The following is a 25,236-nucleotide window of genomic DNA, read 5'->3' on the forward strand; positions in this document are numbered from 1 at the left end:
GGCAGGACGCCTGCAATGCTGTTTCGCCGCTTCGAATCTCTGATCGACGTCTTCAAACCCAGCCCCGACGTTGCCCCGCCAGCCGGCATGCTGCGCTTCTACGGCCACTACCTGAAACAGGTGTGGCCGCTGATGGTCGCCGTGCTGATCATCGGCTTCTTCGCCGCCCTGATCGAGGTAGCGCTGTTCAGCTTCCTCGGCCAATTGATCGACATGGCTCAGGCCAGCACGGACGCCAGCACCTTCTTCCACGAGCACCAGCGCGAGTTGTTGTGGATGCTGCTGGTGGCGCTGATCATCCGCCCCATCGTGTTCGGCCTGCACAACCTGCTCACCCATCAGGCGGTGAACCCTGGCCTGACCAACCTGATTCGCTGGCAGAACCACCGCTACGTGCTCAAGCAGAGCCTGAGCTTCTTCCAGAACGATTTCGCCGGGCGCGTCGCCCAGCGCGTGATGCAGACCGGTCCCTCGCTACGCGACTCGGCCATGCAGGTGATCGACGCGCTGTGGCATGTGGTGGTCTATGCCGGCAGCGCGCTGTACCTGTTCGCCGCCGCCGACCTTCGCCTGGTGGTGCCGCTGGCGTTGTGGATCGTCGGCTATAGCGCGGCGCTGTGGTACTTCGTGCCACGCATCAAGGCACGCTCCGCCGCCGCCTCCTCGGCACGTTCCAAGGTCATGGGCCGCGTGGTGGACGGCTACAGCAACATCGCCACGCTCAAGCTCTTCGCCCACTCACAGGAAGAGGAAAGCTACGCCCGCGAAGCCATGCAGGACCTGCTCGACAAGTTCCGCCTGCAGTCGCGCACCATCACGGCACTGGATTTTCTCATCACCTGCCTGAACGGCGTGCTGATCGTCGGCACCGGCGCCCTGGCCCTGTGGCTGTGGAGCCATTCACTGATCACCACCGGCGCGATTGCACTGGCGCTGGGCCTGGTGATTCGCATCAACAACATGGCCGAATGGATCATGTGGGTGGTCAACGGCATCTTCGAGAACGTCGGCACCGTGCAGGATGGCATGCAGACCATCGTCCAGCCGCGCCAGGTGCTCGATCGCCCGGACGCCAAACCGATCAAGGTGCAACAAGGCGGCGTGCGCTTCGAGGACATCCACTTCCACTACGGCAAGAAAGGTGGCGTGATCGCCGGCCTCAGCATCGATATTCGCCCCGGCGAGAGGATCGGTCTGGTCGGCCCCTCCGGCGCCGGCAAGTCGACCCTAGTCAACCTGCTGCTGCGCCTATACGACCTGGAAAGCGGCCGCATCCTGATCGACGACCAGGACATCGCCACGGTGACCCAGGAAAGCCTGCGCGCCAACATCGGCGTAGTGACCCAGGACACCTCACTGCTGCACCGCTCGATTCGCGACAACCTGCGCTACGGCAAACCCGGCGCCAGCGACGAGGAACTCTGGGAAGCGGTGCGCAAGGCGCGCGCCGATGCCTTCATCCCCACCCTCGATGACAGCCAGGGCGGCCGCGGCATGGATGCTCAGGTCGGTGAACGCGGCGTGAAGCTATCCGGCGGTCAGCGTCAGCGCATCGCCATCGCCCGCGTGCTGCTCAAGGACGCGCCGATCCTGGTGCTGGACGAAGCCACATCGGCGCTGGATTCGGAAGTCGAAGCGGCCATTCAGGAAAGCCTGGACAGCCTGATGGAAGGCAAGACCGTGATCGCCATCGCCCACCGCCTGTCGACCATTGCGCGCATGGATCGCCTTGTCGTGATCGACAAGGGCCAGGTGATCGAAACCGGCACCCACGCCGAACTGATCGCCCACGGCGGCCTGTACGCACGGCTGTGGCAGCACCAGACCGGCGGGTTCGTCGGGGTGGAGTGAGATTACGCGGTTGATCCGGGTGTGGATTGTGGGGCTTGTCCGCGAAGCTGTTCTGCCAACCCATTCGCGGACGTGTCCGCTCCACAGGTTTTATGCCTGAAAGGCCGAGATCCCAGCCCGGGGCAATCCGGGCTAGGATCTATGGTTCACTCGGCTGCCGGCTTCTTGCGCTTGAGCGGCGCGCTGCCGTCGGCGCTGACCAGTGCAGAAGGCTTGCCAGCCGGGCGTGGACCGGTCTTGCGCTTGGGCGCGGCGGCTTTCTTCGGGTCCTTCTTCTCGGCTTTTTTCTTCTTGCTGCCAGCGGCCTTGCCGGACGCCTTGAGGTTTTTCGGCCCCTGATAGACGCCTTTCAGCTCCTTGATGGTGCGACGCTCGAAACGCTGCTTGAGGTAGCGTTCGATGCTCGACATCAAGTTCCAGTCGGTATGGCAGATCAGTGACACCGCCAGGCCTTCGCCACCGGCGCGGCCGGTGCGCCCGATACGGTGCACGTATTCGTCGCCGGAACGCGGCATGTCGAAGTTGATCACCAGATCCAGGCCTTCGACATCCAAGCCACGCGCCGCCACGTCGGTGGCGACCAGCACGCGAACAGCCCCCTGACGCAGGCGTTCGATGGCCAGCTTGCGGTCCTTCTGGTCCTTCTCACCGTGCAGGACGAACGCCTTGACCCCGGCGGCGACCAACTTGCCGTATAGGCGGTCGGCCTGCACCCGGGTGTTGGTGAAGATGATGGCCTTGTCGTAGGTCTCGTTGGCCAGCAGCCAGTCAACCAACTGTTCCTTGTGGTAGTTGTGATCGGCAGTGATGATCTGCTGACGCGTACCTTCGTTGAGCTGGCTGACGCTGTTGAGCATCAAGTGCTGCGGCTCCTTGAGCACCTTGGCAACCATCTCGCGCAGGCCATTGCCGCCGGTGGTGGCGGAAAACAGCAGGGTCTGGTGCGGGCCACAGGCTTCGGCCAGGCGCTGGGCATCTTCGGCGAAGCCCATGTCAAGCATGCGGTCAGCCTCGTCGAACACCAGCACCTCGACCTCATCCAGCGGCAGGTTGCCGGCATTGGCATGCTCGATCAGACGCCCCGGCGTGCCGATGAGAATATCGATCTTGCGCATCATCGCAGCCTGCACCTTGAAGTCCTCGCCACCGGTGACCAGACCGGCCTTGAGAAAGGTGAACTGGGCGAAGCGCTCGACTTCCTTGAGCGTCTGCTGCGCCAGCTCGCGGGTTGGCAGCAGGATCAGCGCGCGAATGCTCAGGCGCTGCTTGGAGTTGCCGTCACCCAGCAGGCGATTGAGCAGCGGCAGGACGAACGCGGCGGTCTTGCCGCTGCCGGTCTGGGCAATCACCCGCAGGTCCTTGCCCTCCAGCGCAGGCGGAATCGCTGCCGCCTGCACCGGAGTCGGCTCGACGAAGTTAAGCTCGGCAACAGCTTTCAGCAGGCGTTCATGCAGGGCGAATTGGGCAAACACGGGGGCACTACCTCGAAAAATCGACAAAACGGTGCATAGCCTAACGGTTTCCGGCGTCGGGGCCGAATTTCTTTGCACGCCACTCACATTCATACGCCGACAGACGGCCGCTTGGCGGCGCCGTCCGGCTATAGGCGAACGGGAACCGAAGCGGCTCGCCCACTATCTAATCGGCATAATCCTCCAGGGAGTGCCGCCATGCTTACCAAACCCCAGGCAACGCTCAGCATTGGCCTGTGTATCCTGCTCGCCACCTCGCCAGTGCTGGCCAACCCGCCCCCCGGTAAAGGCAAGCCTGGCCATCAGCATGATGGTGGCGTGCAGATCGACCTGCGCGGCCCGAGCGTGGATATCGGCCAGGTGCGCATCGTGCTCGGTGAGAATCGCCAGTTGATCGGCCCCACTTCATCACTACCGCCAGGCATCGCCAAGAACCTCGCTCGAGGCAAGCCGCTGCCTCCCGGCATCGCCAAGAACTTCGATAGCCGCCTGACTTCGCGCCTGCCCTATTACGAGGGCTACGAATGGAAGCAGATCGGCCGTGACGTCGTGCTGGTCGCCATCGCGACCGGCATCGTCTACGAAATCCTGCGCAACGTCCTGGACTGAGAGCCTTCCGACAAGCGGTGAGGCGCGCGACGAACTTGTTTCAGCGGCGCCACTCCAATTTCCAGATAGCCCTCCCGAGGTGCATGATGAACCCGTCCCTGATCTACCACGTCACCTCCAGCCTCGATGGCTACATCGCTCGTCCCGATGGCCGCCTCGACTGGTTCGACTCGTTGCGTCAGGCTGATGAAGAGTACAGTTTCCAGTACTTCTATTCGGGCATCGATGCGCTGCTGATGGGCCGGGTCACCTACGAAGCGCTGCTCCAGCGCGGCGGCCCCTGGCCCTACCCCGGCAAACCCTGCGTAGTGTTGACTCGCCTGGCCCTGCCGCGCGCCAGCGATGAGATCCAGCTGACCCACTGCACACCAGCCCAAGCGGTCGCGGCCTTGAACGAGGCCGGCTTTCAACGCATCTGGCTGGTCGGCGGCAGCCTGCTCGCCGGTAACTGCTACACCGCCGGGCTGATCGACGAAGTGGTGATCAATCTGGTACCTCACCTGCTTGGTGCCGGCGTTCCGCTACTGGCCACCGGCATGGAGCGCAGCCTGACACTGAGCGAGCAACGTCGGTTCGACAGTGGCACCCTGCAGCTGCATTACCAGGTGCAGAAGCAGAGCAATGCGCTAACCCAGATGCCCACCCCGCGCATCAGCGCAGCTTGACGTTTTCGCGCTGCCTGCGCAGCAGCCGTGCGCTGTCCCAACCGACCAGCAACACAGCCGCCCAGATCGGCAGGTAGGTCAGCCATTGCCCCGCATCGAACGTCTCTCCCAGCACCAGTAGCGCCACGCCGAACAACAGCACCGGCTCGACATAGCTGAGAATGCCGAATAGTCCGAGAGGCAGCAGCCGGCTGGACGCCATGTAAGCGGCAAACGCCAGGGTACCGATCAGGGCCATCACCGGCACCAGCAACCACAGCTGCGGGCGTTCGGCAAATGCCCCTGCGGGGCCATAGGCGATGATCAGCCAGATCGCCAACGGCGCCAGCATCAGCATCTCCAACACGAAGCCGGACAGAGCATCCAGTCGCATCCAGCGGCGTAACATGAAATAAGGCGGATAGCCCAGCGCGGTGACCAACGTCAGCCAGGAGAACGCCTGAGTACGCCAAAGCTCGTGCAACACACCGAGCATGGCGCAAGTCACCGCCAACTGTTGCAACGGGCGCAGGCGCTCGCCGTAGAACAGTCGTCCGGTCAGCACCATCGCTAACGGCAGCAGGAAGTAGCCCATGGACACTTCCAGCATGTGCCCGGCCAGCGGTGCCCAGAGAAACAGCCCCCACTGCACACCGATCAACGCCGCTGCCAGCGGGCAGGCGGCCAGCAAAAGCGGTTCACGGCGAAGGCGTATGAAGGTCTCGCGCAGCGAAGCTGTTTGCCGCGTCAACACGACCAGCAGCAGAACCAGAGGAATCGACCAGAGCACGCGCTGCGCGAATATCTGCACGCCATCAAGCGGGTTCAGCCACTGCACGTAGCCCGGTAACAAGGCGAACAACATCGAGGCACCAACCGACAGCGCCACACCGCGTCCAGACAATTGCATCAGCGCACCTCGACAGGCTTATGGCGACCCAGCCTGAGCAATGGCAGCGAGGCAGCGATCACCGCACCACCCAGGGTCAGACGCAGCAGATCGGCATCGTGATTCCAGATCAGCAGATTGACCAGCAGCCCCGCCGGTACCAGCACGTTATTCATCACAGCCAGCGTGCCACCATCGACCAGACTGGCGCCCTTGTTCCACCAGTACAAACCCAGGCCGGACGCCACCACACCGAGCCACATCAGTACGCTCCATTGCAATGCAGAGCTCGGCAGGCGCTCACCATTGCCCAACAGCAGGAAGGCCGGCAGCGCTATCAGCAGCGCACCCAGATAGAAGAAACCGAAACGCCTGTACTGCGGCTCGCTGGAGGGGTGCCGGAGCAGCAAATGCTTGTACAGCACCTGCCCTGCCGCAAAGGTGAAGTTGGCCACCTGCAGCAGCAGGAAGCCCAGCATGAAGCCACTGCTGATGCCATCGTAGCGAATGATCCCGGCGCCCAACACTGCCACCAGTGCAGCTGCCAGTGCCCAGGGGTTGAACCTGCGATTCAGCGCATCCTCGATCAGTGTCACGTGCAGCGGCGTGAGGATGGTGAACAGCAGCACTTCCGGCACTGTCAGCACCGAGAAGCTGAGGTACAGGCAGACATAGGTGATGCCGAACTGCAGCGCTCCGATCAGTAACATGCCGCGCACGAACGCCGGTGCGTGACCACGCCAGCGGGTCAGTGGCACGAACAGCAGCCCGGCGATGACGATACGCGTCAGCACCGCGAAGTAGCTGTCGACCCGACCAGCCAGGTACTCACCGATCAGGCTGAAGGAAAAGGCCCACAGCAGGGTCACTATCAGCAGATATCGCACAGCCACCTCCGAAGGAAGGCGGCGACCTTAGCGCGTTCCCCTGCGGCGGACAATCCGTGCTTTGGCGACTGCTTGCCGGCCAAATAAAAAAGCCGGCCACTTCACGCGAAGCGACCGGCATAGCGCGCCCGCGCACGGGCACTCAGGAGAGGAGGATCGGTATCAAGCCACTTCAGCCAGCTTGGCCTTGGCCTGGGCCAGCCCTTTTTCGCTGAACTCGCCGCCCAGGTTCAGGCCTTCGGCATGAATGAACTGCACGTCGTGGATACCGATGAAGGCCAGCGCCTGACGCAGGTAGGGCTCCTGATGATCCAGGCCGCTGCCGGCGTAGATGCCACCACGGGCGGTCAGCACGAAGGCGCGCTTGCCGGTGAGCAGCCCCTGCGGGCCGGTTTCGGTGTACTTGAAGGTCACGCCGGCGCGCAGTACGTGGTCCAGCCAGGCCTTGAGGGTGCTGGGGATGGCGAAGTTGTACATCGGCGCGGCCAGCACCAGCACGTCAGCGGCCAGCAGCTCGTCGGTGAGTTGATTGGAGCGAGCCAGCGCGGCTTTTTCCGCCTCGCTCTGCTGCTCGCTCGGGGTCATCCAGCCGCCCAGCAGGGTGGCATCGAGGTGCGGCACCGGCTCGAGCGCCAGGTCACGAACCTGGATCTGATCGGCCGGGTGCGCAGCCTGCCAGTTGGCAATGAACTGCTGGGTCAGTTCGCGGGAAACCGAACCTTGCTGGCGGGCGCTGCTTTCGATAACGAGAACACGGGACATGTCTGGGGCTCCATCGAGGTGAGTAAGAGTCGATGGAGCACAGAGTAGAGACGCAGCATTCGATTAAAAAGCGTAAATATCCGCTTACATATATCGACTAATTTGATTTATCGAGATGCTAGGTCTAGGCTTCATCACTTCAGGCGGCACGTCAGGGCGATGCGCAGGCGGATCACGCTGCGGTTGAACTTGACCGTCATGTTGTTGCTGGCACCTGGCGCCAGCACGGTGCGCCGGGTGCGTGGTGCCTCGGGGCCATTGCGGAACACCGCGCTGCACTCGGCCTCGCTCTGGCCATAGTTGTAGAGCATCAGCGCCGCCATGTTGTGGTCGATTTCCTGGGTAGTGGCCGAGACCTCGGCGCCGTTGAACTGTTTTTCCACCTCGATGGGATAGGCATGAGCAGCCAGCGGCAGGAAGGCGAACAGCAAGCAGATTATTTTTTTCATCGGTGCTCTCCAACATGGGAGAGCCAGTGTAACAGGCCGCCTCAGGCAGGATGATGTGATGAAAGCTCCCCGTGTAACCCTGGATCAATGGCGCACGCTACAAGCCGTGGTGGACCAGGGCGGTTTCGCCCAGGCCGCCGAAGTGCTGCACCGCTCGCAGTCCTCGGTCAGCTATACCGTGGCGCGCATGCAGGAGCAGCTCGGTGTACCGTTGCTGCGTATCGACGGACGCAAGGCCGTGCTCACCGAGGCCGGCGACGTGCTGTTGCGCCGTTCGCGGCAACTAGTCAAGCAGGCCAGCCAGCTGGAAGACCTGGCGCACCACATGGAACAGGGCTGGGAAGCCGAAGTGCGCCTGGTGGTGGACGCCGCCTATCCCACCGCCAACATCGTTCGCGCGCTGACCGCCTTCATGCCACAGAGCCGCGGTTGCCGCGTGCGCCTGCGCGAGGAAGTGCTGTCCGGGGTCGAGGAAGTGCTGCTCGAAGGCACCGCCGACCTGGCCATCAGCGCGCTGAACATCACCGGCCACCTGGGCATCGAGCTGGGTGAGGTGGAATTCATCGCCGTCGCCAACCCGGAGCACCCGCTGCACCGCCTGCAACGCGAGCTGAGCTTTCAGGACCTGGAGGGCCAGATGCAGGTCGTGACCCGTGACACAGGCCGCCTGCAGCCGCGCGATGCCGGCTGGCTCGGCGCGGAGCAACGCTGGACGGTGGGCAGCCTGCCGACCGCACGCACCTTCGTCAGCAGCGGCCTGGGCTTCGCCTGGCTGCCGCGCCACCTGATCAGTCGCGAACTGGAAGAGGGTTCGCTGAAAGTCCTGCCCCTGGCGCAGGGCGACGTGCGCAAACCGCGGTTCTTTCTCTACAGCAACAAAGAGCGCGTGCTGGGTCCGGCCACGCAGATTCTCATCGAACTGATCAAGAACTTCGATGCAGCTCCGCTGGACACTGCCTTCGCCGCACCGCAGTCAAATCATTGAAGAGCCCCCGCCATGCCCTACTTCGACAACGATGGCTGCCAGTTGCATTACGAGGACTATGGCCACGGCGCACCGCTGCTGTTGGTGCATGGCCTGGGTTCGAGCACACGGGACTGGGAATACCAGATTCCCGTGCTCGCCCGGCACTACCGGGTCATCGCCCTCGACGTGCGCGGCCATGGCCGCTCGGACAAACCGCAGGAGGCCTACCGCATCGCCGATTTCGCCGATGACGTGGCCGCGCTGATCGATCATCTGCAACTGCCGCCGGTGCATCTGGTGGGCATCTCCATGGGCGGCATGATCGGCTTCCAGCTCGGTGTCGAGCGCCCCGAACTGCTGCGCAGCCTGACCATCGTCAACAGCGGCCCGGAAGTGAAGGCCAAAAGCGCACGCGACTGGCTGGAGATCGCCAAGCGCTGGACGCTATCGCGCCTGCTCAGCCTGGAGACCATCGCCAGGGCCCTGGCCAAGCTGCTGTTTCCCAGGCCGGAACAGGCCGAACTGCGGCGCAAGGTCGAAGAGCGCTGGCCACAGAACGACAAGCGCGCCTACCTCGCCAGTCTCGACGCCATCATCGGCTGGGGCGTGCGGGAACACCTCGCACGCATCACCTGTCCTACCCTGGTGATCAGTGCCGACCGCGACTACACACCGGTTGAACGCAAGCGCGAATACGTGGCAGAAATGCCGAACGCGCGCCTGCTGGTGATCGAAAATTCGCGCCACGCCACACCACTGGATCAACCCGAACGCTTTAATAGCGCCCTGCTCGCCTTCCTCGGCGAGACTGCCAACAAGGAAAACTGACCATCATGCTCAAGCAACTCGTTCTTGCCACCGGCGCTCTGCTGCTGTCGTCCAGCCTGCTGGCCGCGGAAAACCCTAAAGTCCTGCTGACCACTAGCCTGGGTGAGGTGGAAGTAGAGCTGGCCGCCGACAAGGCACCGGTCAGCACGCAGAACTTCCTCCAGTACGTCGACAGCGGCTTTTACAACGGCACGCAGTTCCACCGGGTGATTCCGGGCTTCATGATCCAGGGCGGCGGTTTCGATGCCGACATGCGCCAGAAGGACACCGAAGTACCGATCAAGAACGAGGCCGACAATGGCCTGCACAACGTCCGTGGCACCCTGGCCATGGCCCGCACTCAAGCGCGCGACTCGGCCACCAGCCAGTTCTTCATCAACCACAAGGACAACGCCTTCCTCGACCACAGCTCGCGCGACTTCGGCTACGCCGTGTTCGGCAAGGTGACCCGCGGCATGGACGTGGTGGACAAGATCGCCCAAGTACCCACCAGCAACCGCGGCATGCACCAGAACGTGCCGCGCGAGCCGGTGCTGATCATCGACGCCAAGCGCCTTTAAATACCCAAGACCGCAGTTCGCGGACAAGCCCGCTCCCACATGACGATAGCCGCGCTGTGGGAGCGGGCTTGCCCGCGAATAACAAGGCGCCGCGGGCACACCTGATCAACACCGTAGCCCGGATGCAATCCGGGAGATCGCACCACGACTGATCAAGCACCTGTAGGAGCGAATTCATTCGCGATTGGCCAATACGCATCGCGAATGAATTCGCTCCTACAACGACAAAGCCGCCCATTGGGCGGCTTTGTCGTTTCAACGGAGGCGCTTACTTCTCGACGAAGGCACGCTCGATCAGATAGTCACCCGGCTCACGCATGCGCGGGGAAATCTTCAGGCCGAAGCTGTCGAGCACTTCGCTGGTCTCGTCGAGCATGCTCGGGCTACCGCAGATCATCGCGCGGTCGTCCTGCGGGTTGATCGGCGGCAGGCCGATGTCGGCGAACAGCTTGCCGCTACGCATCAGATCGGTCAGGCGGCCCTGATTCTCGAACGGCTCACGGGTCACGGTCGGGTAGTAGACCAGCTTGTTCTTCAGCGCGTCGCCGAAGAATTCGTTCTGCGGCAGGTGCTCGGTGATGAACTCGCGGTAGGCGACTTCGTTCACGTAACGCACGCCGTGCACCAGAATCACCTTCTCGAAGCGCTCGTAGGTTTCCGGGTCCTGGATCACGCTCATGAACGGCGCCAGGCCGGTGCCGGTGCTCAGCAGGTACAGGTGCTTGCCGGGGTTGAGGTCATCGAGCACCAGGGTGCCGGTGGGCTTCTTGCTGATGATGATCTCGTCGCCTTCCTTCAGGTGCTGCAGCTGCGAGGTCAGCGGGCCGTCCGGCACCTTGATGCTGAAGAATTCCAGGTGCTCTTCCCAGTTCGGGCTGGCGATGGAGTATGCGCGCATCAGCGGGCGGCCATTGTCCTGCTGCAGGCCGATCATCACGAACTGGCCATTTTCGAAGCGCAGGCCCGGGTCACGGGTGCACTTGAAGCTGAACAGCGTATCGTTCCAGTGGTGGACGCTGAGCACGCGCTCGACGTTCATATTGCTCATGATGATTTCCTCGAAGAACTTCAGCGCCAAAAGGCGCGATTGCGCGGCATTCTATTCGCGGCAACAATATCTGTTAAGTGGATTATCAAGATATAGGTTATCGGTTATATCGATATGCGATTTACTCTCAGACAACTTCAAGTATTCGTTGCCGTGGCGCAGCATGAGAGCGTCTCGCGCGCGGCGCAATCGCTCGCATTGTCGCAGTCTGCCACCAGCACCTCGCTGACCGAGCTGGAGCGGCAGTCCGACTGCCAGCTGTTCGATCGCGCCGGCAAACGCCTGGCGCTCAACGCATTGGGTCGGCAGTTGCTGCCCGAGGCCGTGGCGCTGATCGACCAGGCGCGCGAGATCGAACGCCTGCTGGGCGGTAAGAGTGGTTATGGCTCGCTGAACGTTGGCGCCACGCTTACTGTGGGCAACTACCTGGCGACGCTGCTGATTGGCAGCTTCATGCAGCACCACCCGGAGTGCCGGGTGAAGCTGCAGGTGCACAACACCGCCCATGTGGTGCAGCAGATCGCCCATTACGAGCTGGATCTCGGTTTGATCGAAGGCGACTGCCAGCATCCGGACATCGAGGTGCAACCCTGGGTCAAGGATGAGCTGGTGGTGTTCTGCGCCCCGCAGCACCCGCTGGCCAAACGAGGTAGCGCCAGCCTGGAAGAGCTGACGCACGAAGCTTGGATTCTGCGCGAACAGGGCTCGGGCACCCGCCTGACCTTCGATCAGGCCATGCGTCATCACCCGCGCAACCTCAATATCCGCCTGGAGCTGGAACACACCGAGGCGATCAAGCGCGCGGTGGAATCAGGCCTGGGCATCGGCTGCATTTCACGCCTGGCGCTGCGCGACGCCTTTCGCCGCGGCAGCCTGATGCCGGTGGAGACCCCGGAATTGGACCTGCGCCGGCAGTTCTACTTCATCTGGCACAAGCAGAAGTACCAGACGGCGGCGATGCGCGAGTTTCTCGAACAGTGTCGTGCGCTGACCGCCGGAGTCAGCCGCAGTGATCAGATCGTCCTGCCACCGATCGTCTGAACGGTCAGCGTCGATCCAGCGTCACGCGGCGCCGCGATATCAGCCCGGAATCGACTCCATCTGCTGCAACAGCAGCGCCGCCTGGGTGCGGGTACGCACGCCGAGCTTGCGGAAAATCGCCGTGACATGCGCCTTGACCGTCGCCTCGGACACGCTCAGCTCGTAGGCGATCTGCTTGTTCAGCAGACCTTCGCAAACCATGGTCAGCACGCGGAACTGTTGCGGCGTCAGGCTGGCGAGGCCGGCGCTGGCGGCCTTGGCCTCTTCGGACACCGGTGCGCTCTCCTCGGCCAGCGGCGGCCACCAGGTGTCGCCATCGAGCACCTGACGCACGGCCTGCTGCAAGGTTTCCAGCGGGCTGGATTTGGGAATGAAGCCGCTGGCGCCGAACTCGCGGGAGCGGTTGACCACGGAAGCTTCTTCCTGAGCGGAAATCATCACTACGGGAATCTGCGGGTACTGACCGCGCAGCAGCACCAGGCCGGAAAACCCGTAGGCGCCCGGCATGTTCAGATCGAGCAGGACCAGGTCCCAATCGCTCTTGGCGGCCAGGTGGCCTTCGAGTTCAGCGATGCTGGCAGCTTCTACCAGACGGACCTCAGGCCCCAGCCCCAGGGTCAATGCTTGCTGCAGTGCGCTGCGAAACAGCGGGTGGTCGTCGGCAATCAGGATTTCATAGGCGGCCATTGGCAGATCCTGTTCTTCTTATGAGTGGCACCGAGGTGAGTATGGCAGTGCTTTTCGCCTGAAGATCCGCTCAAGCCTGCTCATCCACATCACAGACTCCCCACTCGGACCGACGGCGGCGCTCAGCATGCCGAGCTGTGGCGGGGTGGTCAAGCTCAACGCTTTGCGGCAGCATGCGCAACTTTCCTAGCGAGACGCTCCGATGCGAAGCCAAGCCCTGCGCGCCGACCTGTTGATGCTGATTACCGCGATGATCTGGGGCAGCTCATTCGTCGCCCAGCGCCTGGGCATGGATAATATCAGTCCCTTCCTTTATACCGGCCTGCGTTTCGCCCTCGCCTGCCTGGCGCTGCTGCCGGTGCTGGCCCTGCTGCAGCGTCGTCAACAATGCCCGGTCGCCCCTCTGAATCGCAACCTGCTGATCGGCGGCGTGATCATGGGCCTGGCGCTGTCGCTGGGCATCAACCTGCAGCAGGTCGGCCTGCTGTTCACCACCGTGACCAACTCCGGCTTCATCACCGGGCTGTACGTGATCGTCGTACCGATTCTCGGCCTGCTGATCGGCCAACGCAGCAGTGCAGGCATCTGGCTGGGCGCCAGTCTGGCGGTGGTCGGCATGTTTTTGCTCAGCGTCGGTGAGGGTTTCACCGTGGCCTCAGGCGACTGGCTGCAGCTGGCCGGCGCCTTCGTCTGGGGTGTTCACGTGTTGCTGGTGGGCTTCTTCGCCAGCCGCCACGACCCGCTGCGCCTGGCCTTCATCCAGTTCGCCACCTGCGCGGTGATCAGCCTGCTACTGGCAGCGGTATTCGAAACCGCGACACTGGACGGCATCCTCCAGGCCGCACCGGCCATTCTCTATGGCGGCCTGTTCGGCGTAGCGGTGGGCTTTACCCTGCAGGTGGTCGCGCAGCAGCATGCCATCGCCTCGCACGCGGCGATCATTCTCTCGCTGGAGGCGGTGTTCGCCGCGATAGCCGGCGCCCTGCTGCTGGGTGAGGTGCTGGCACTGCGCGGCTATCTGGGTTGTGCACTGATGTTCGGCGGCATGCTGCTGGCTCAGCTGTGGCCCAAGCCTCTGCCGAACGATCTCAGCGGTACGACTGCAAGCGCTGGTGCAGAGCGTCGTTGAGCTCCAGTGGCAGGCGCCGCTTAGCCGCCAGGTAGTGCTGGCTGAAAGCATCGAGATAGTCGTCCAGCGCCTCGCCGGCGCGCAGATCACCCGCCAGCTCCAAGCACATGGCGGCCACTTCGGCCGTGCACAGATGCTCCCCGCGCGTGGAGCGACGCAGGCGATAGCGCGATAGCTGCGCCGGTGTCAGGCTGAGCACCGGCAAGGCGTCCAGATAAGGGCTCTTGCGAAACATCTTGCGCGCCTCGGTCCAGGTGGCATCGAGCAGCACGAACAGCGGCCGCTTGCCGGGCACAAGCTGCACCTCTTCCACCACGCGCTGCGGCGTGACGTACTCACCGGGAAAGACCAGATAAGGCTGCCACTGCGGATCGGCCAACAGCTCCAGCAGCGCCGGATCGACAGCGGTGCGCGTCCAGCCGAAGGCGTGAGTTTCAGGCACCACGTCGGCGATCAGCCAACCGGTATTGCTCGGTTTCAGCGCCTCGATATCGTGCATCACCAGGCACATGCCGGCATTGGCCTGAACCTGCGGGCGCCAGGCACACAGGCAATGAGTCGGCTGCACCCGACAGTCAGGGCAGCGCTCGGCGCGCGAACCGCGGGCGATGAAGGGTTTGACGCTGCGCGCCAGGCGCTCTGCGCGCAAACGGGCAACGGCATGTGGGGCTGGATGAGTCATGGAGCGAGCAACTGCAAACGGGGGCGGGATTCTACCACCGCGCTCGCCCTTCGAACGGCGTGGACCAAGGACAGACCGATGAAGTGGATGCGGGGGTCGTACGCGCCGGCGCGGTCGTCGCCCAGATCAGGCCAGCCGAGGTAGGCGGCCGAGCATCTCGCCTGAACGTCGCACATCCATTGGATGACGGCATGCCTGCGCCCGAGCGTCTGGCCAAACCAGTACACTACCTAAGGTCATCACGTACCGGCTTGCGTCGAAAAAGGCGAGTCTTGCCGCCTGGACAGCATGCAGCGCTGTTATCGGTAATTCACCGTTTCAGACAGCCAACGGCCAGCGCCGCGAACATTCTTCCCGAGGCCCTGTCCAACCCTCGTCCACGTTTTCAGGAGTCATTACATGCTGCGCTACATCCTTCCCGCCCTCGCGTTCAGCCTGATGTTTTCTACCGCTCAGGCCGCTTCGCTGAAGGAGATGGAACTGACTCGCACCCTGGAGCAGGTCGCCCGACAAAGCAGCGAAGGCACGCCACGGGCGATCAACGAGGACATTCTCGATCAGGGTTATACCGTGGAAGGCCATACGCTGATCAACCACCTCAGCGTACGTGAAGCGCATGCTGCGCAGATGCGCGGCAATCCCGACATCGTGCGTGCGCAACTGGCCGCCAGCGTCTGCCGCAATTCGGGTTATCGCGCCCTGCTGGCCGAAGGCGCGCAACTGCGCTACCAGTTCAGCGAGTACCGCAGCAATCGCCCGGTAACCGTCGAAGTCTTCGACAAGGGCGACTGCGGCCTTTGATCGAAGGCTGGCGTCAGCCCCTGTGCACCCGGCGCTGCGCGTCATCGGCGCGCAGTTCGGCAAGCAAGGCCTCCATGTAGCGTGAGCGTCGCCCACCACCTTCGAGGCGACGCGTGCACTCGTCCTCGAGACTCAGCTGGCTGTTATGCGCTGCCTGCTGCAGCATGCGATAGAGGCTCGTTTCTATCTCCAGAGTCAACTTGGGCATGCCTGTCACTCCCTTCACCTTGACCAAACAGCAGACTCGGCGTAGCGGGCGAGGTTCCGCCGCTCGTCGGCTACCAGCCCTATGCCCACTAGCCACGGACAGAAACAGCACTTCATGGCTGGCAGATCCTGCATGAGCGACTGAACCGAATCGCCCCGTAATCGACGCTTACGAAAAGGTGGCAACGAAACGGCAGCGTGGCTGTGGCAAGCTACCTGACACGCCATAATCAGGGAGCCGGCCAAGTTGAGCGGCTGTGCCTTTCTCAGGCCCGGAAGAGGAGAGTTTCCATGCCCTTTGAAGCGGACGACTATCTGTCGCGCCACGTGCAAACCAGCGAGGTCGACCTGAGCAGCAAGGTAGAGGAACTGGTGGCGCTGGCAGCCCCGAGCAACAGCCCCAACCTGTCGCTGTACCGCGAAATGCTCACCACCGTGATCCATATGGCCCAGGCAGATCGCAATCGCTGGGATGCCAAGATCATGATGCAGACCCTGCGCGAAATGGAACATGCCTTCGGCGTGCTGGAGCAGCTCAAGCGTCGGCGCAAGGTCACGGTGTTCGGCTCGGCACGTACGCCAGCCGATCACCCCCTGTATCGGCTGGCTCGCGAACTCGGCGAACTGCTGGCGCGCCGCGACCTGATGGTGGTCACGGGAGCCGGTGGCGGCATCATGGCGGCAGCTCATGAAGGCGCCGGCACGGAAAACAGCCTGGGGTTCAATATCACCCTGCCCTTCGAGCAAGCCGCCAATGCCACCATGCGCGGCAGTCACCATCTGCTCTCGTTCCACTTCTTCTTCCTGCGCAAGCTGTTCTTCGTCAAGGAAGCCGATGGCCTGGTGCTCTGCCCCGGCGGTTTCGGCACGCTCGATGAAGCCCTGGAGGTGCTCACCCTGATCCAGACCGGCAAGAGCCCGTTGGTACCGGTGGTGCTGCTCGATCAACCGGGTGGCAGCTACTGGGAAGATGCGCTGGGGTTCATCCGCCGGCAGCTCGGCGACAACGGCTACATCCTGCCGACCGACCTCAACCTGCTGCACCTGGTCTACAGCGCTGAAGAGGCCGTGGATGAAATCGCCCGCTTCTATCGCAACTTCCACTCCAGCCGCTGGCTCAAGGACCGCTTCGTGATTCGCCTCAATCACCCGCTCAACAAGGCAGCTCTGGCGAAGCTGCACAGCGACTTCTCCTGCCTGTGCAAAGAGGGCGGTTTTACCCAGCAGCCTCATGGCGAGCAGGAACGCGACGAACCGGAATTGCGCGACCTCACCCGCCTGGCCTTCGCCTTCAACGGTCGCGATTATGGCCGCCTGCGGGCCCTGCTCAATGTGGTCAACGAACCGGAGAACTGGGCAACCTGAGCTGACGAGTTGCCGTAGCCCGGATGAAATCCGGGGTATTGGCCTCTCGCCATTCCCGGATTGCAGCCGGGCTACGCAAAGCAAGAAGCCCAGCATTTGGCTGGGCTTCTTTTTGCTGCATGCCTATCAGGCGTTGCCGGCGACCTTCATCCGCGCCGCCTGGGTGAAATCGAGCATGCGCTTGAGCGGCTTGATCGCCTTGGGAATCAGCGCCGGGTCGACATGAATCTCGCCGGAGCCCTGGCGCAGGCCGGTGAGCACGCGCTCCAAGGTGTTCATCGCCATCCATGGGCAGTGCGCACAGCTACGGCAGGCGGCGCCGTTGCCGGCCGTCGGCGCTTCGATAAAGGTCTTGTCCGGGCACAGCTGCTGCATCTTATAGAAGATGCCGCGGTCGGTAGCGACGATAAAGGTCGAATTGGGCAGCGTCTGCGCCGCCTTGATCAACTGGCTGGTGGAACCCACTGCGTCGGCCAGTTCCACCACGTTCTGTGGCGACTCGGGGTGCACCAGAATGGCTGCATCGGGATACAGCGCCTTCATGTCCAGCAGCTGCTTGGACTTGAATTCTTCGTGAACAATGCAGGCACCGTCCCACAGCAGCATGTCGGCGCCGGTCTCGCGCTGAATGTAGTTGCCAAGGTGCTTGTCCGGCGCCCAGATGATGGTCTCGCCGTTATCCATCAGGCTCTCGACGATCTCCAGCGCGCAGCTGGATGTCACCACCCAGTCGGCACGAGCCTTCACCGCCGCCGAGGTATTGGCATACACCACCACGGTGCGCTCGGGATGCTGATCGCAGAAGGCCGAGAACTCGTCCACCGGGCAGCCCAGATCCAGCGAACAGGTCGCCTCCAGCGTCGGCATCAGCACGCGCTTTTCCGGGTTGAGAATCTTCGCCGTCTCGCCCATGAATTTGACCCCGGCCACTACCACGGTCTGCGCCGGGTGCTGGTTGCCAAAGCGAGCCATTTCCAGGGAATCGGAGACGCAGCCACCAGTTTCCTCGGCCAGCGCCTGGATAACCGGATCACAGTAATAGTGCGCCACCAGCACCGCGTTCTGCTTCTTCAGCTCGGCGGCGATCTCACGGCGATAGAAGGCCTCCTCCTCGGCGGTCAGCGGCTTGGGCTGTTTGGCATCGAGGTGGGCTTGAACCAGAAGGCGTTCGGAAATCTGCGTCATATCATCGAACCTGCGGCGCTCTTGAGCGAGCTGCGAGTATACCCCCTGGCTGCCCATCGCCACAGGCGGGCCAGCCTCGGCCAGAGGGCTTTTCCGAGGGCAAAAAAAAGCCAGTCTCACGACTGGCTTTTGCGATCTGGTGGGTCGTGTAGGATTCGAACCTACGACCAATTGGTTAAAAGCCAACTGCTCTACCAACTGAGCTAACGACCCAACGCGAGGCGCATGATACTGATTTAATTCAGGAAATCAACACTTCGCGAAAATTTTTTCAGAAATAGCGGGTGGCATCAGGCACGCCAGCAGCGACGAAACCGGCAGCGCGCAGGCGGCAGCTGTCGCATTTGCCACAAGCGCGGCCATCATCGTCGGCCTGGTAGCAGGAGACCGTGAGCGCGTAATCCACCCCCAGACGCATACCGGCCTGAATGATTTCGCCCTTGCTCATCTGCTGCAGCGGTGCGCGGATGACAAAACCCTCACCCTCCACACCGGCTTTGGTCGCCAGGTTGGCCATGCGCTCGAAGGCCTCGACGAACTCCGGGCGGCAATCGGGATAGCCCGAATAATCCACCGCATTGACGCCGATGAAGATGTCGCGTGCTTCGACCACTTCCGCCCAGCCCAGCGCCAGGGAGAGAAACACCGTGTTGCGCGCCGGCACGTAGGTCACGGGAATGCCCTCACCTGGGGTTTCCGGAACCGCGATGCTGCTATCGGTCAACGCCGAGCCACCGATACCGTTGAGATTGAGGCCGATCACCTTGTGCTCGACCACACCCAGTTGCCGAGCGACGCGCTCGGCCGCCTGCAGTTCGGCGCGATGACGCTGCCCGTAATCGAAGCTCATGCTGTAGCAGGCGTAGCCTTCGGCCCTGGCCATTGCGACGACCGTGGCCGAATCCAGGCCGCCGGAAAGGAGAATGACCGCTTTCTTGTCGTTCATGATCAATGTCCCGGCTCGTCGTTCCAGAGAATCTTGTGCAGTTGCAGTTGCAGGCGCACCGGCAGGTTGTCCGCCACTATCCAGTCTGCCAGCGCGCGTGCATCGACCTGCTGGTGGCTGGGCGAGAACAGCACCTCGCCGGCCCGGGCCGCCAGGTCGTACTGGATCAGCCTGGACAAGGCCCAGTCGTAATCCTCGCGCGAGCAGATGACGAACTTGACCTGGTCATTGGCGGTGAGCCACTCGATGTTCTCGTAACGGTTGCGCTGCACCTCGGCCGAACCGGGCGTCTTCAGGTCGAGCACCTTGCTCACCCGTGGATCGACGGCCGAGACGTCGAGTGCGCCACTGGTTTCCAGCGACACCTCGTAACCGGCGTCACACAGACGCGAGAGCAAGGGGATGCAGTTGGGTTGGGCCAGCGGCTCACCGCCGGTTACGCAGACGTAGCGCGGCCGATAGGCGGCCACCTGAGTGAGAATACTGTCCAGCGTGACGATCTCACCGCCGCTGAAGGCGTAGGCGGTGTCACAGTACTGACAGCGCAGGGGGCAGCCGGTCAGGCGCACGAATACCGTCGGCAAGCCGGCGGTACGCGTTTCCCCCTGCAACGAGTAGAAAATCTCGGTGATGCGCAGGGTTTCTTGCATGGTAGCCACGGGCGTGATGACGAAACAGGTCATCCGCCTCCGTTGCGTGAAAAGACAGGAACACCGGCAGTGGTCGGTATTCGACGAGGCATGGCGGCAGGGACATCAGCCGAGCTGAAACCCCACACCCATGCGAGCGCGCATTCTAATGGAAGTCGCCGAATGGCAGACAAAAATCATCGGAGTGGATTTTTAACGTCGCTTCGCGACGGCCCATAAAGATTGCTGCCTGGGAGCAGGCCACAAGAAAAACCCGCGACATGCGCGGGTTCGTTCATCAAGATCGGCTTACAGGCGCTGCAGGTCGCGCTGGGCCAATTGGGCGGCCGAGCTGCCCGGATACTGAGCGATCACCTGCTGCAGGATACCGCGCGCCTTATCGTTGTGCCCCAGGCGGCGCTCGACATCGGCCAGCTTGAACAGCGAATCCGGCACCTTGGCATGGCTTGGATAGGCCTGGCTGACCTTGGCAAAGGCCTGGCCGGCGGCTTGCAGATCGCCCTTGGCCAGATTCACTTCACCCAGCCAATACTGAGCGTTGCCGGCGTACTGACTGTTGGGATAACGATTGAGGAAGGCAGCGAATGCCTGCGATGCCTTGTCGAAATCCTTGGCCTTGATCAGGTCGAAGGCGGCATCGTAGTAAAGCTTTTCCTTGGCCGGATCACCCGGCTCGGCGCTGCCCTGCTGCTGTGCAGCAGGTGGCGTCGGGGTGCCATTGGCGTTTACCGCGCCATCGGCTGAATTCTGTGCGGGAGCTCCACCGGCAGCTGCGCCGGAAGAAATACGTTGATCCAGATCCTGGTAACGCTCCAGCCCTTCCTGCTTGAGGCGCTGGATTTCGTTTTGCTGCTCTTCGACCATGCCACGCAGTTGCGCAATTTCCTGCTGCATCTGCTCGAGCTGGTTGAATAGCATACCCTGCGCAGAAGCGGGCGCTTGCGCGCCCGCTCCGGCGGAGGAGCCGGCCGTACCATAACCCGCCGGTGGATAGCTGCTGCCCTGTTGCATGGAGCTGCTTTCCAGTACGGGAACCTCCGCTACCGCCGCGAGCGGCAGGGCGAGTGTCAGAAGGGTCAGGATACGGCGGCAATCTCGCATGGCAGCTTACTTACGCAGCTCTACGCGACGGTTCTGAGCCCAGGACTGCTCGTCGTTGCCAGTGGCAACCGGACGCTCTTCGCCGTAGGAAACCAGTTCCAGCTGAGCCGGGGAAACGCCCTGCAGAACCAGGTAGCGCTGAACGGCCTTGGCACGACGCTCGCCCAGAGCCATGTTGTACTCACGGGTACCGCGCTCGTCAGCGTGGCCTTCCAGAACGACGCGAGCGCCGTTGCCTTTCAGGTCCTTGGCGTGTACGTCCAGAGCGCGCATGGCTTCGGCTTTCAGGTCGGAGCTGTCGTACTCGAAGTAGAAGGTGGTGATAGCGCGCAGAGCCGCTTCTTCGCTCAGGCTGCCGTCAACAGCGCCAGTGTTGGCACCGTAGCCAGCGTTCGGGTCAACAGCGCCTTCACCAGCAGCGTCGCCGCCTTTGGAGGAGCAACCTACAGCAACGGCGAGAGCCAGGGACAGTGCAGCGAACTTACCGAATTTCAGCATTTCCATCATGTAACTCCTAATGAACCCCAGTTGTGTTAAGCAATATAGGTGTAACGCCGCATCAGTTCAGGTAAGGGGACCAAGAAGGCTCTCGAACTTCGCCTTGAGCGGTAGGAAGAGGGAGCCTCACACGTCCGTTGGTGGACGCTAACATCAAGACTCCCCGGCCCTGCTGGCGGGTGGCGTAGATTAGCATGGCCCCATTGGGCGCAACAGTGGGCGACTCATCCAAACTTGTGTCTGAAAGTATGCGCAAACGGTTGGTTTCCAGGTCCTGTGCAGCCACCTTGAACACGGTAAAACCATCTTGGCGATGGATCATCACCAGGGTCTTCTCATCAGCCGACAATTTCGGGTTGGCGTTGTAGTTACCGACGAAGGTCACTCGCTCAACTGCCCCACTGCTGATGTTGGTTTTGTAGATCTGCGGCTTACCCGCGCGATCGGAAGTGAAGTAAAGGGTCTGACCATCCTTGCCCCAGAAGGGTTCGGTATCAATTGCGTAATGGTTGGTGATGCGGCGCATCTGCCGACTGCCCATATCCATCACGTAGATTTCCGGGTTGCCGTCCTTGGACAGCACGAAGGCCAGACGCGAGCCATCCGGCGACCAGGCTGGCGCTCCGTTGAGGCCTTCGAAATTGGTGACCTGCTCGCGACGGCCGGTGTCGATGTGCTGCACGAAAATACGCGGGCGACGCTGCTCGAACGAGACGTAGGCAATGCGGCGACCATCAGGAGCGAAGGACGGCGACAGGATCGGCTCACGCGACTGCAACAGGGTCACGGCGCGGGCACCGTCGTAGTCGGAACGCTGCAGGGTGTAGCGGGTGTTGTTGGCGCCCATGCGCTCGGCGGTGACATATAGCAGGCGAGTGGAGAACGCCCCCTTGACGCCGGTGAGCTTCTCGAACGACTGGTCGGCGATATGGTGGGCCATGTCGCGCAATTGGTCGGTGCCGCCACCTACATTGCCGGTCATCACCTGCTGCTCGGTGTTGACGTTGAACAGTGCGTACTGGATCTGCAACCGGCCACCGTTGGGCACGATATTGCCGACCAGCACATACTGGGCGCCGAGAGCTTTCCAGTCGCGGTAGATGACTTCGCTGGCCTGGGTCGGCAGGCTGATCATGTTCTGTCGCGGGATGGGCTCGAAATAGCCGGAGTTGCGCAGGTCGTTGCCGATGATCTGCGACATGTCTTCGGGCAGCACCGAACCACCCTGCCAGCCGAAGGGCACAACGGCGATGGGCGTAGCGCGGTCGGCGCCTTGGGAGATCACCAGCGGGTCGGCTGCCTGGACGCTACCGACCAGCATGACCAGCCCAAGCAGGGCGATACGAATCAGGTTGTTCACAGAGCTCAATCCTCCGGTTTGAAAATGACGCGACGCTGCCTGTACATACGGTCGAAGGTAGCGCGATCCAATTGTTGCATCTCGGGAATACGCCCGACGTTACGTACAGCGGCAACGGCCGAGTTGTCGAACGGCGCATCGCCACTGGAGCGCGATACGCTGGCGTTGGTCACGGTGCCGTCGGGCAGCATCTGAATCAGCAGCTCGACGCTCATGCCACGGCGCGCCGACATCGGTCGCTGCCAGTTCTCGGTGATCAGTTTGATGATCAGGTCGTCGAGGTTGCCGGCAACCTGGTCGCCATGGGTTTCGGCCAGCGCCTGCTGGTTCTGCACGTTGTCCGAGAGCAACTCGGCCAGCGCCGCAGCCTTCTGATCCTCGGCTGCCTTGCGTCGCGCCTCTTCGGCCTTGCGCTTGGCATCCTCGGCAGCCTTCTTCTTCGCTGCCTCGGCAGCTGCCGCCTTCTTCTTCGCCTCTTCTGCAGCGGCCTTTTTCTTGGCCTCTTCAGCGGCTTTCTTCTTCGCCTCTTCCTCGGCGCGCTTCTTGGCGATATCCGCCTGGCGCTTCTGCTCGGCAGCCTTCTCGGCTTCGGCCTTCTTAGCAGCTTCAGCTTTGGCTTGTTCGGCCTTTCGAGCCTCTTCAGCCTGCTTTTGTTCCTCGGCTTTCTTGGCCGCGGCTACCTTCTGCGCTTCGGCCTGGGCCTGCTTCTGCTCCTCGGCTTTCTTCTGCTCCAGTCGTTCGGTCTCGAACTGCGGTGCCGAGGTCTTCTGCGCCTCACCCGCGACCTTCTGCGTGGTCTGGGTGGTGGCCTGGCTCTGCGACTGCAACTGATACAGCGTAGCCTGTACCACCGGACGCGCCGGTGGCAGTTCCGGGGTGAAGGCGAAGCTGACGAACAGCATGGCGAACATCAGGACGTGCAGACCCACGGCCCAGACCACGGGCCAGAAGTAGCTTTCCGATTGCGAACGCTCGGTTTGCTGCATCAGGGGGCCTCGGTAATCAATCCGACGTTACCCACGTCGGCCTGCTGCAGGCCGCCCATGGCCGCCATCACGGTGCCGTAATCGACGGTGCGATCACCGCGCACGAATACCTGCACCTGCTTACCCTGACGACGGTTCTCGGCAATGATCGCCGAAACGGCCTGGGTCATCTGCTCGAGGGTCGAAGCACGTTCCTGCTCGGTGTCGACGTCGACCTCGCTGCCCATGTTCCAGTAGTAGGTCTTGTCGGCCTTGATGGAAATGGTCAGTACCTGGGCGTCGTTATCCTGCGGCAGCGCTTCGCTGCTGACCTTGGGCAGATCGACCTTGACGCCCTGGTTGAGCATCGGCGCGGTGACCATGAAGATGACCAGCAGTACCAGCATCACGTCGATGTATGGCACCACGTTCATCTCGGCGACCGGTTTGCGTCTGTTGCGAATTCTCGCCATGGCTAGAACCTATTCTGTGCGCGCGTCTTATTCTTCCGAGGTGTGCACCTTGCGGTGCAGGATGGCCTGGAACTCGTCGGCGAAGGTGTAGTAGCGGCCGATCAGCATTTCGCCGCGGGCAGAGAAGCGGTTGTAGGCGATGACCGCCGGAATCGCGGCGAACAGGCCGATGGCGGTGGCGATCAGCGCTTCGGCGATGCCCGGGGCGACGGTGGCCAGGGTGGCCTGCTGCACCTGAGCCAGGCCGCGGAAGGAGTTCATGATGCCCCACACGGTACCGAACAGACCGATGTACGGGCTGGTGGAACCAACGGTAGCCAGGAACGGCAGTGCGGTTTCCAGCTTCTCTTCCTCACGGGAGATGGCCACACGCATGGCGCGCGCCACGCCGTCCATCACCGCGTCCGGGTCCACGCCCTGCTGCTGGCGCAGACGGGAGAACTCCTTGAAGCCGGCACGGAAGATCTGCTCCAGGCCGGAATCCGGATCGGGGTTGCTGCCGGCCTGACGATACAGCTTGGACAGGTCGATGCCGGACCAGAATCGATCTTCGAAGTTGTCCAGCGCGCGTTTGGCAGCGCGCAGCGCATTGCTGCGCTGGAAGATCATCACCCAGGAAATCACCGACGCGGCCACCAGGGTCAGCATCACCAGCTGAACCAACAGACTGGCGTTACTGATCAGACTCCACATCGACATATGGTCAACGGCGTTAGCTTCCACGCTTACTCTCCTGCTGCAATTAATCCCGGCGCCTGCGTCCCGGCGAACGCGTGTCGCAGGGTTTCGGGAATAGCCCGGGGTTTCAAGTTGTCGGCGCGCACACAGGCCACCAGAAACTGCCCTTCGCAGAGCAGCACATCATCCGCAGCCCGCCTGACCTGTTGACGAAAGCGCAGGCTGGCACGGTTCAATTCGATTACATCGGCGCTGATCACCAGCTCGTCATCCAGGCGTGCCGGCGCGTGATAGCGCGCTTCGGCCGAATGCACGACGAACAACAGGCCCTCACCGGCAAGCGTCGACTGGGCATAACCCAGCTCACGCAGGCGCTCGGTGCGAGCCCGCTCCATGAATTTGAGGTAGTTGACGTAGTAGACGATGCCGCCCGCATCGGTGTCTTCGTAGTAGACCCGGCAATGGTGGCTGAACGGCTGGACTCCGTTTTGCGCGCGCATAC

Annotated in this window: 29 protein-coding genes and 1 tRNA gene; 10 read left to right on the forward strand and 20 right to left on the reverse strand. The window is 62.5% G+C overall.

Annotated features, from left to right (window positions below):
* Nucleotides 1-15 precede the first annotated feature (15 nt).
* Nucleotides 16-1,851 carry an ABC transporter ATP-binding protein gene (locus B2U07_RS10265; protein WP_296276882.1) on the forward strand — a complete coding sequence of 612 codons (1,836 nt, stop codon included), beginning with the start codon at nt 16-18 and terminating at the stop codon, nt 1,849-1,851.
* Between the two features lie 146 nt (nt 1,852-1,997).
* Here the strand turns inward: B2U07_RS10265 and B2U07_RS10270 are convergent, their stop codons facing one another.
* A complete protein-coding gene (locus tag B2U07_RS10270) occupies nt 1,998-3,344 on the reverse strand; it encodes a DEAD/DEAH box helicase (RefSeq protein ID WP_419096339.1) in 1,347 nt (448 codons plus the stop codon).
* Nucleotides 3,345-3,521: 177 nt separating this feature from the next.
* Between B2U07_RS10270 and B2U07_RS10275 the strand changes: the two genes are divergently transcribed.
* Both B2U07_RS10275 and B2U07_RS10280 read left to right on the forward strand, forming a co-directional pair.
* On the forward strand, nt 3,522-3,932 hold the full coding sequence (locus B2U07_RS10275; RefSeq protein WP_013714472.1) for an anti-virulence regulator CigR family protein: 411 nt from the start codon (nt 3,522-3,524) through the stop codon (nt 3,930-3,932).
* Between the two features lie 86 nt (nt 3,933-4,018).
* Entirely contained in the window at nt 4,019-4,597 is a 579-nt protein-coding gene (locus tag B2U07_RS10280) for a dihydrofolate reductase family protein (RefSeq protein WP_013714471.1), read from the forward strand.
* Here B2U07_RS10280 and rarD read toward each other — a convergent pair.
* The 4 genes from rarD to B2U07_RS10300 form a co-directional block, all read right to left on the reverse strand.
* Complete coding sequence (gene rarD, locus B2U07_RS10285; RefSeq protein ID WP_275546909.1) at nt 4,584-5,486, reverse strand: EamA family transporter RarD; 903 nt, start codon at nt 5,484-5,486, stop codon at nt 4,584-4,586. The two genes, B2U07_RS10280 and rarD, sit on opposite strands and share 14 nt — an antisense overlap.
* Nucleotides 5,486-6,352 (reverse strand): carboxylate/amino acid/amine transporter, encoded by an 867-nt coding sequence (locus tag B2U07_RS10290; RefSeq protein ID WP_013714469.1) that lies wholly within the window; start codon nt 6,350-6,352, stop codon nt 5,486-5,488. The genes rarD and B2U07_RS10290 overlap by 1 nt, the downstream gene beginning before the upstream one ends.
* A gap of 162 nt (nt 6,353-6,514) precedes the next feature.
* A complete protein-coding gene (locus B2U07_RS10295) occupies nt 6,515-7,114 on the reverse strand; it encodes an FMN-dependent NADH-azoreductase (protein ID WP_275546910.1) in 600 nt (199 codons plus the stop codon).
* Nucleotides 7,115-7,248: 134 nt separating this feature from the next.
* A complete protein-coding gene (locus tag B2U07_RS10300) occupies nt 7,249-7,563 on the reverse strand; it encodes a 3-phosphoglycerate kinase (RefSeq protein WP_275546911.1) in 315 nt (104 codons plus the stop codon).
* Between the two features lie 58 nt (nt 7,564-7,621).
* On the opposite strand from B2U07_RS10300, the gene B2U07_RS10305 reads away from it, so the two are divergent.
* Genes B2U07_RS10305 through B2U07_RS10315 form a run of 3 tightly spaced genes read left to right on the forward strand, consistent with a single transcriptional unit; the run spans nt 7,622 to nt 9,918 of the window.
* Nucleotides 7,622-8,548 (forward strand): LysR family transcriptional regulator, encoded by a 927-nt coding sequence (locus B2U07_RS10305; protein ID WP_275546912.1) that lies wholly within the window; start codon nt 7,622-7,624, stop codon nt 8,546-8,548.
* Between the two features lie 12 nt (nt 8,549-8,560).
* Nucleotides 8,561-9,358 (forward strand): alpha/beta fold hydrolase, encoded by a 798-nt coding sequence (locus B2U07_RS10310; protein ID WP_275546913.1) that lies wholly within the window; start codon nt 8,561-8,563, stop codon nt 9,356-9,358.
* Between the two features lie 5 nt (nt 9,359-9,363).
* Entirely contained in the window at nt 9,364-9,918 is a 555-nt protein-coding gene (locus B2U07_RS10315) for a peptidylprolyl isomerase (protein WP_275546914.1), read from the forward strand.
* A gap of 268 nt (nt 9,919-10,186) precedes the next feature.
* Here the strand turns inward: B2U07_RS10315 and fpr are convergent, their stop codons facing one another.
* The gene (gene fpr / locus B2U07_RS10320) at nt 10,187-10,966 is read right to left on the reverse strand and encodes a ferredoxin-NADP reductase (protein ID WP_275546915.1); all 780 of its coding nucleotides are present in this window, start codon (nt 10,964-10,966) and stop codon (nt 10,187-10,189) included.
* Nucleotides 10,967-11,080: 114 nt separating this feature from the next.
* Between fpr and B2U07_RS10325 the strand changes: the two genes are divergently transcribed.
* Nucleotides 11,081-12,007, forward strand: a complete 927-nt coding sequence (locus tag B2U07_RS10325) for a LysR family transcriptional regulator (protein WP_275546916.1) — start codon at nt 11,081-11,083, stop codon at nt 12,005-12,007.
* A 39-nt stretch (nt 12,008-12,046) separates the two neighbouring features.
* Here the strand turns inward: B2U07_RS10325 and erdR are convergent, their stop codons facing one another.
* Entirely contained in the window at nt 12,047-12,694 is a 648-nt protein-coding gene (erdR, locus tag B2U07_RS10330; RefSeq protein ID WP_197855151.1) for a response regulator transcription factor ErdR, read from the reverse strand.
* Nucleotides 12,695-12,896: 202 nt separating this feature from the next.
* Between erdR and B2U07_RS10335 the strand changes: the two genes are divergently transcribed.
* Complete coding sequence (locus B2U07_RS10335) at nt 12,897-13,823, forward strand: DMT family transporter (RefSeq protein WP_296276883.1); 927 nt, start codon at nt 12,897-12,899, stop codon at nt 13,821-13,823.
* On the opposite strand, the gene B2U07_RS10340 is transcribed toward B2U07_RS10335, so the two are convergent.
* Nucleotides 13,783-14,505: a tRNA-uridine aminocarboxypropyltransferase gene (locus B2U07_RS10340; RefSeq protein ID WP_197855147.1), complete on the reverse strand. Its 723-nt coding sequence runs from the start codon at nt 14,503-14,505 to the stop codon at nt 13,783-13,785. The two genes, B2U07_RS10335 and B2U07_RS10340, sit on opposite strands and share 41 nt — an antisense overlap.
* Nucleotides 14,506-14,904: 399 nt before the next feature.
* On the opposite strand from B2U07_RS10340, the gene B2U07_RS10345 reads away from it, so the two are divergent.
* The gene (locus tag B2U07_RS10345; RefSeq protein ID WP_275546918.1) at nt 14,905-15,306 is read left to right on the forward strand and encodes a quorum-sensing-regulated virulence factor family protein; all 402 of its coding nucleotides are present in this window, start codon (nt 14,905-14,907) and stop codon (nt 15,304-15,306) included.
* A gap of 13 nt (nt 15,307-15,319) precedes the next feature.
* On the opposite strand, the gene B2U07_RS10350 is transcribed toward B2U07_RS10345, so the two are convergent.
* Entirely contained in the window at nt 15,320-15,514 is a 195-nt protein-coding gene (locus B2U07_RS10350; protein WP_197855143.1) for a hypothetical protein, read from the reverse strand.
* Between the two features lie 290 nt (nt 15,515-15,804).
* On the opposite strand from B2U07_RS10350, the gene B2U07_RS10355 reads away from it, so the two are divergent.
* Entirely contained in the window at nt 15,805-16,878 is a 1,074-nt protein-coding gene (locus B2U07_RS10355) for an LOG family protein (protein WP_275546919.1), read from the forward strand.
* A gap of 126 nt (nt 16,879-17,004) precedes the next feature.
* Here B2U07_RS10355 and nadA read toward each other — a convergent pair whose 3' ends face one another.
* The 11 genes from nadA to ybgC form a co-directional block, all read right to left on the reverse strand.
* Nucleotides 17,005-18,063: a quinolinate synthase NadA gene (gene nadA, locus B2U07_RS10360; protein WP_003241694.1), complete on the reverse strand. Its 1,059-nt coding sequence runs from the start codon at nt 18,061-18,063 to the stop codon at nt 17,005-17,007.
* Between the two features lie 137 nt (nt 18,064-18,200).
* Nucleotides 18,201-18,276 (reverse strand) — tRNA-Lys (locus B2U07_RS10365).
* Nucleotides 18,277-18,334: 58 nt separating this feature from the next.
* Nucleotides 18,335-19,009, reverse strand: coding sequence for a 7-cyano-7-deazaguanine synthase QueC (gene queC / locus B2U07_RS10370; protein WP_275546920.1), 675 nt, complete (start codon nt 19,007-19,009; stop codon nt 18,335-18,337).
* Between the two features lie 2 nt (nt 19,010-19,011).
* Nucleotides 19,012-19,659: a 7-carboxy-7-deazaguanine synthase QueE gene (gene queE, locus B2U07_RS10375; protein WP_275546921.1), complete on the reverse strand. Its 648-nt coding sequence runs from the start codon at nt 19,657-19,659 to the stop codon at nt 19,012-19,014.
* 288 nt (nt 19,660-19,947) lie between these two features.
* The gene (gene ybgF, locus B2U07_RS10380) at nt 19,948-20,760 is read right to left on the reverse strand and encodes a tol-pal system protein YbgF (RefSeq protein WP_197855135.1); all 813 of its coding nucleotides are present in this window, start codon (nt 20,758-20,760) and stop codon (nt 19,948-19,950) included.
* A gap of 6 nt (nt 20,761-20,766) precedes the next feature.
* Complete coding sequence (gene pal, locus B2U07_RS10385) at nt 20,767-21,264, reverse strand: peptidoglycan-associated lipoprotein Pal (protein WP_003241687.1); 498 nt, start codon at nt 21,262-21,264, stop codon at nt 20,767-20,769.
* Between the two features lie 55 nt (nt 21,265-21,319).
* A complete protein-coding gene (gene tolB, locus B2U07_RS10390; protein ID WP_275546922.1) occupies nt 21,320-22,618 on the reverse strand; it encodes a Tol-Pal system beta propeller repeat protein TolB in 1,299 nt (432 codons plus the stop codon).
* 5 nt (nt 22,619-22,623) lie between these two features.
* Nucleotides 22,624-23,607 carry a cell envelope integrity protein TolA gene (tolA, locus tag B2U07_RS10395; protein ID WP_275547009.1) on the reverse strand — a complete coding sequence of 328 codons (984 nt, stop codon included), beginning with the start codon at nt 23,605-23,607 and terminating at the stop codon, nt 22,624-22,626.
* The gene (gene tolR / locus B2U07_RS10400; RefSeq protein ID WP_003241681.1) at nt 23,604-24,056 is read right to left on the reverse strand and encodes a protein TolR; all 453 of its coding nucleotides are present in this window, start codon (nt 24,054-24,056) and stop codon (nt 23,604-23,606) included. Before tolR ends, tolA begins: the two co-directional genes overlap by 4 nt.
* A 27-nt stretch (nt 24,057-24,083) precedes the next feature.
* The gene (tolQ, locus tag B2U07_RS10405) at nt 24,084-24,779 is read right to left on the reverse strand and encodes a protein TolQ (RefSeq protein WP_197855131.1); all 696 of its coding nucleotides are present in this window, start codon (nt 24,777-24,779) and stop codon (nt 24,084-24,086) included.
* Between the two features lie 2 nt (nt 24,780-24,781).
* Nucleotides 24,782-25,234 (reverse strand): tol-pal system-associated acyl-CoA thioesterase, encoded by a 453-nt coding sequence (gene ybgC / locus B2U07_RS10410; RefSeq protein WP_013714445.1) that lies wholly within the window; start codon nt 25,232-25,234, stop codon nt 24,782-24,784.
* Between the last annotated feature and the right edge of the window lie 2 nt (nt 25,235-25,236).

The organism is Pseudomonas sp. UBA7530, from assembly GCF_002479365.1.
In the GTDB taxonomy this organism is placed as follows: Bacteria; Pseudomonadota; Gammaproteobacteria; order Pseudomonadales; family Pseudomonadaceae; genus Aquipseudomonas.

Excerpts from the sequence above, each read along its gene's own strand:
- B2U07_RS10265 (WP_296276882.1), top strand. The coding sequence starts at position 16 with ATGCTGTTTCGCCGCTTCGAATCTCTGATCGACGTCTTCAAACCCAGC.
- B2U07_RS10275 (WP_013714472.1), top strand. The coding sequence starts at position 3,522 with ATGCTTACCAAACCCCAGGCAACGCTCAGCATTGGCCTGTGTATCCTG.
- B2U07_RS10280 (WP_013714471.1), top strand. The coding sequence starts at position 4,019 with ATGAACCCGTCCCTGATCTACCACGTCACCTCCAGCCTCGATGGCTAC.
- rarD (WP_275546909.1), bottom strand. The coding sequence starts at position 5,486 with ATGCAATTGTCTGGACGCGGTGTGGCGCTGTCGGTTGGTGCCTCGATG.
- B2U07_RS10295 (WP_275546910.1), bottom strand. The coding sequence starts at position 7,114 with ATGTCCCGTGTTCTCGTTATCGAAAGCAGCGCCCGCCAGCAAGGTTCG.
- B2U07_RS10300 (WP_275546911.1), bottom strand. The coding sequence starts at position 7,563 with ATGAAAAAAATAATCTGCTTGCTGTTCGCCTTCCTGCCGCTGGCTGCT.
- B2U07_RS10305 (WP_275546912.1), top strand. The coding sequence starts at position 7,622 with ATGAAAGCTCCCCGTGTAACCCTGGATCAATGGCGCACGCTACAAGCC.
- B2U07_RS10310 (WP_275546913.1), top strand. The coding sequence starts at position 8,561 with ATGCCCTACTTCGACAACGATGGCTGCCAGTTGCATTACGAGGACTAT.
- B2U07_RS10315 (WP_275546914.1), top strand. The coding sequence starts at position 9,364 with ATGCTCAAGCAACTCGTTCTTGCCACCGGCGCTCTGCTGCTGTCGTCC.
- fpr (WP_275546915.1), bottom strand. The coding sequence starts at position 10,966 with ATGAGCAATATGAACGTCGAGCGCGTGCTCAGCGTCCACCACTGGAAC.
- B2U07_RS10325 (WP_275546916.1), top strand. The coding sequence starts at position 11,081 with ATGCGATTTACTCTCAGACAACTTCAAGTATTCGTTGCCGTGGCGCAG.
- erdR (WP_197855151.1), bottom strand. The coding sequence starts at position 12,694 with ATGGCCGCCTATGAAATCCTGATTGCCGACGACCACCCGCTGTTTCGC.
- B2U07_RS10335 (WP_296276883.1), top strand. The coding sequence starts at position 12,897 with ATGCGAAGCCAAGCCCTGCGCGCCGACCTGTTGATGCTGATTACCGCG.
- B2U07_RS10340 (WP_197855147.1), bottom strand. The coding sequence starts at position 14,505 with ATGACTCATCCAGCCCCACATGCCGTTGCCCGTTTGCGCGCAGAGCGC.
- B2U07_RS10345 (WP_275546918.1), top strand. The coding sequence starts at position 14,905 with ATGCTGCGCTACATCCTTCCCGCCCTCGCGTTCAGCCTGATGTTTTCT.
- B2U07_RS10350 (WP_197855143.1), bottom strand. The coding sequence starts at position 15,514 with ATGCCCAAGTTGACTCTGGAGATAGAAACGAGCCTCTATCGCATGCTG.
- B2U07_RS10355 (WP_275546919.1), top strand. The coding sequence starts at position 15,805 with ATGCCCTTTGAAGCGGACGACTATCTGTCGCGCCACGTGCAAACCAGC.
- nadA (WP_003241694.1), bottom strand. The coding sequence starts at position 18,063 with ATGACGCAGATTTCCGAACGCCTTCTGGTTCAAGCCCACCTCGATGCC.
- queC (WP_275546920.1), bottom strand. The coding sequence starts at position 19,009 with ATGAACGACAAGAAAGCGGTCATTCTCCTTTCCGGCGGCCTGGATTCG.
- queE (WP_275546921.1), bottom strand. The coding sequence starts at position 19,659 with ATGCAAGAAACCCTGCGCATCACCGAGATTTTCTACTCGTTGCAGGGG.
- ybgF (WP_197855135.1), bottom strand. The coding sequence starts at position 20,760 with ATGCGAGATTGCCGCCGTATCCTGACCCTTCTGACACTCGCCCTGCCG.
- pal (WP_003241687.1), bottom strand. The coding sequence starts at position 21,264 with ATGGAAATGCTGAAATTCGGTAAGTTCGCTGCACTGTCCCTGGCTCTC.
- tolR (WP_003241681.1), bottom strand. The coding sequence starts at position 24,056 with ATGGCGAGAATTCGCAACAGACGCAAACCGGTCGCCGAGATGAACGTG.
- ybgC (WP_013714445.1), bottom strand. The coding sequence starts at position 25,234 with ATGCGCGCGCAAAACGGAGTCCAGCCGTTCAGCCACCATTGCCGGGTC.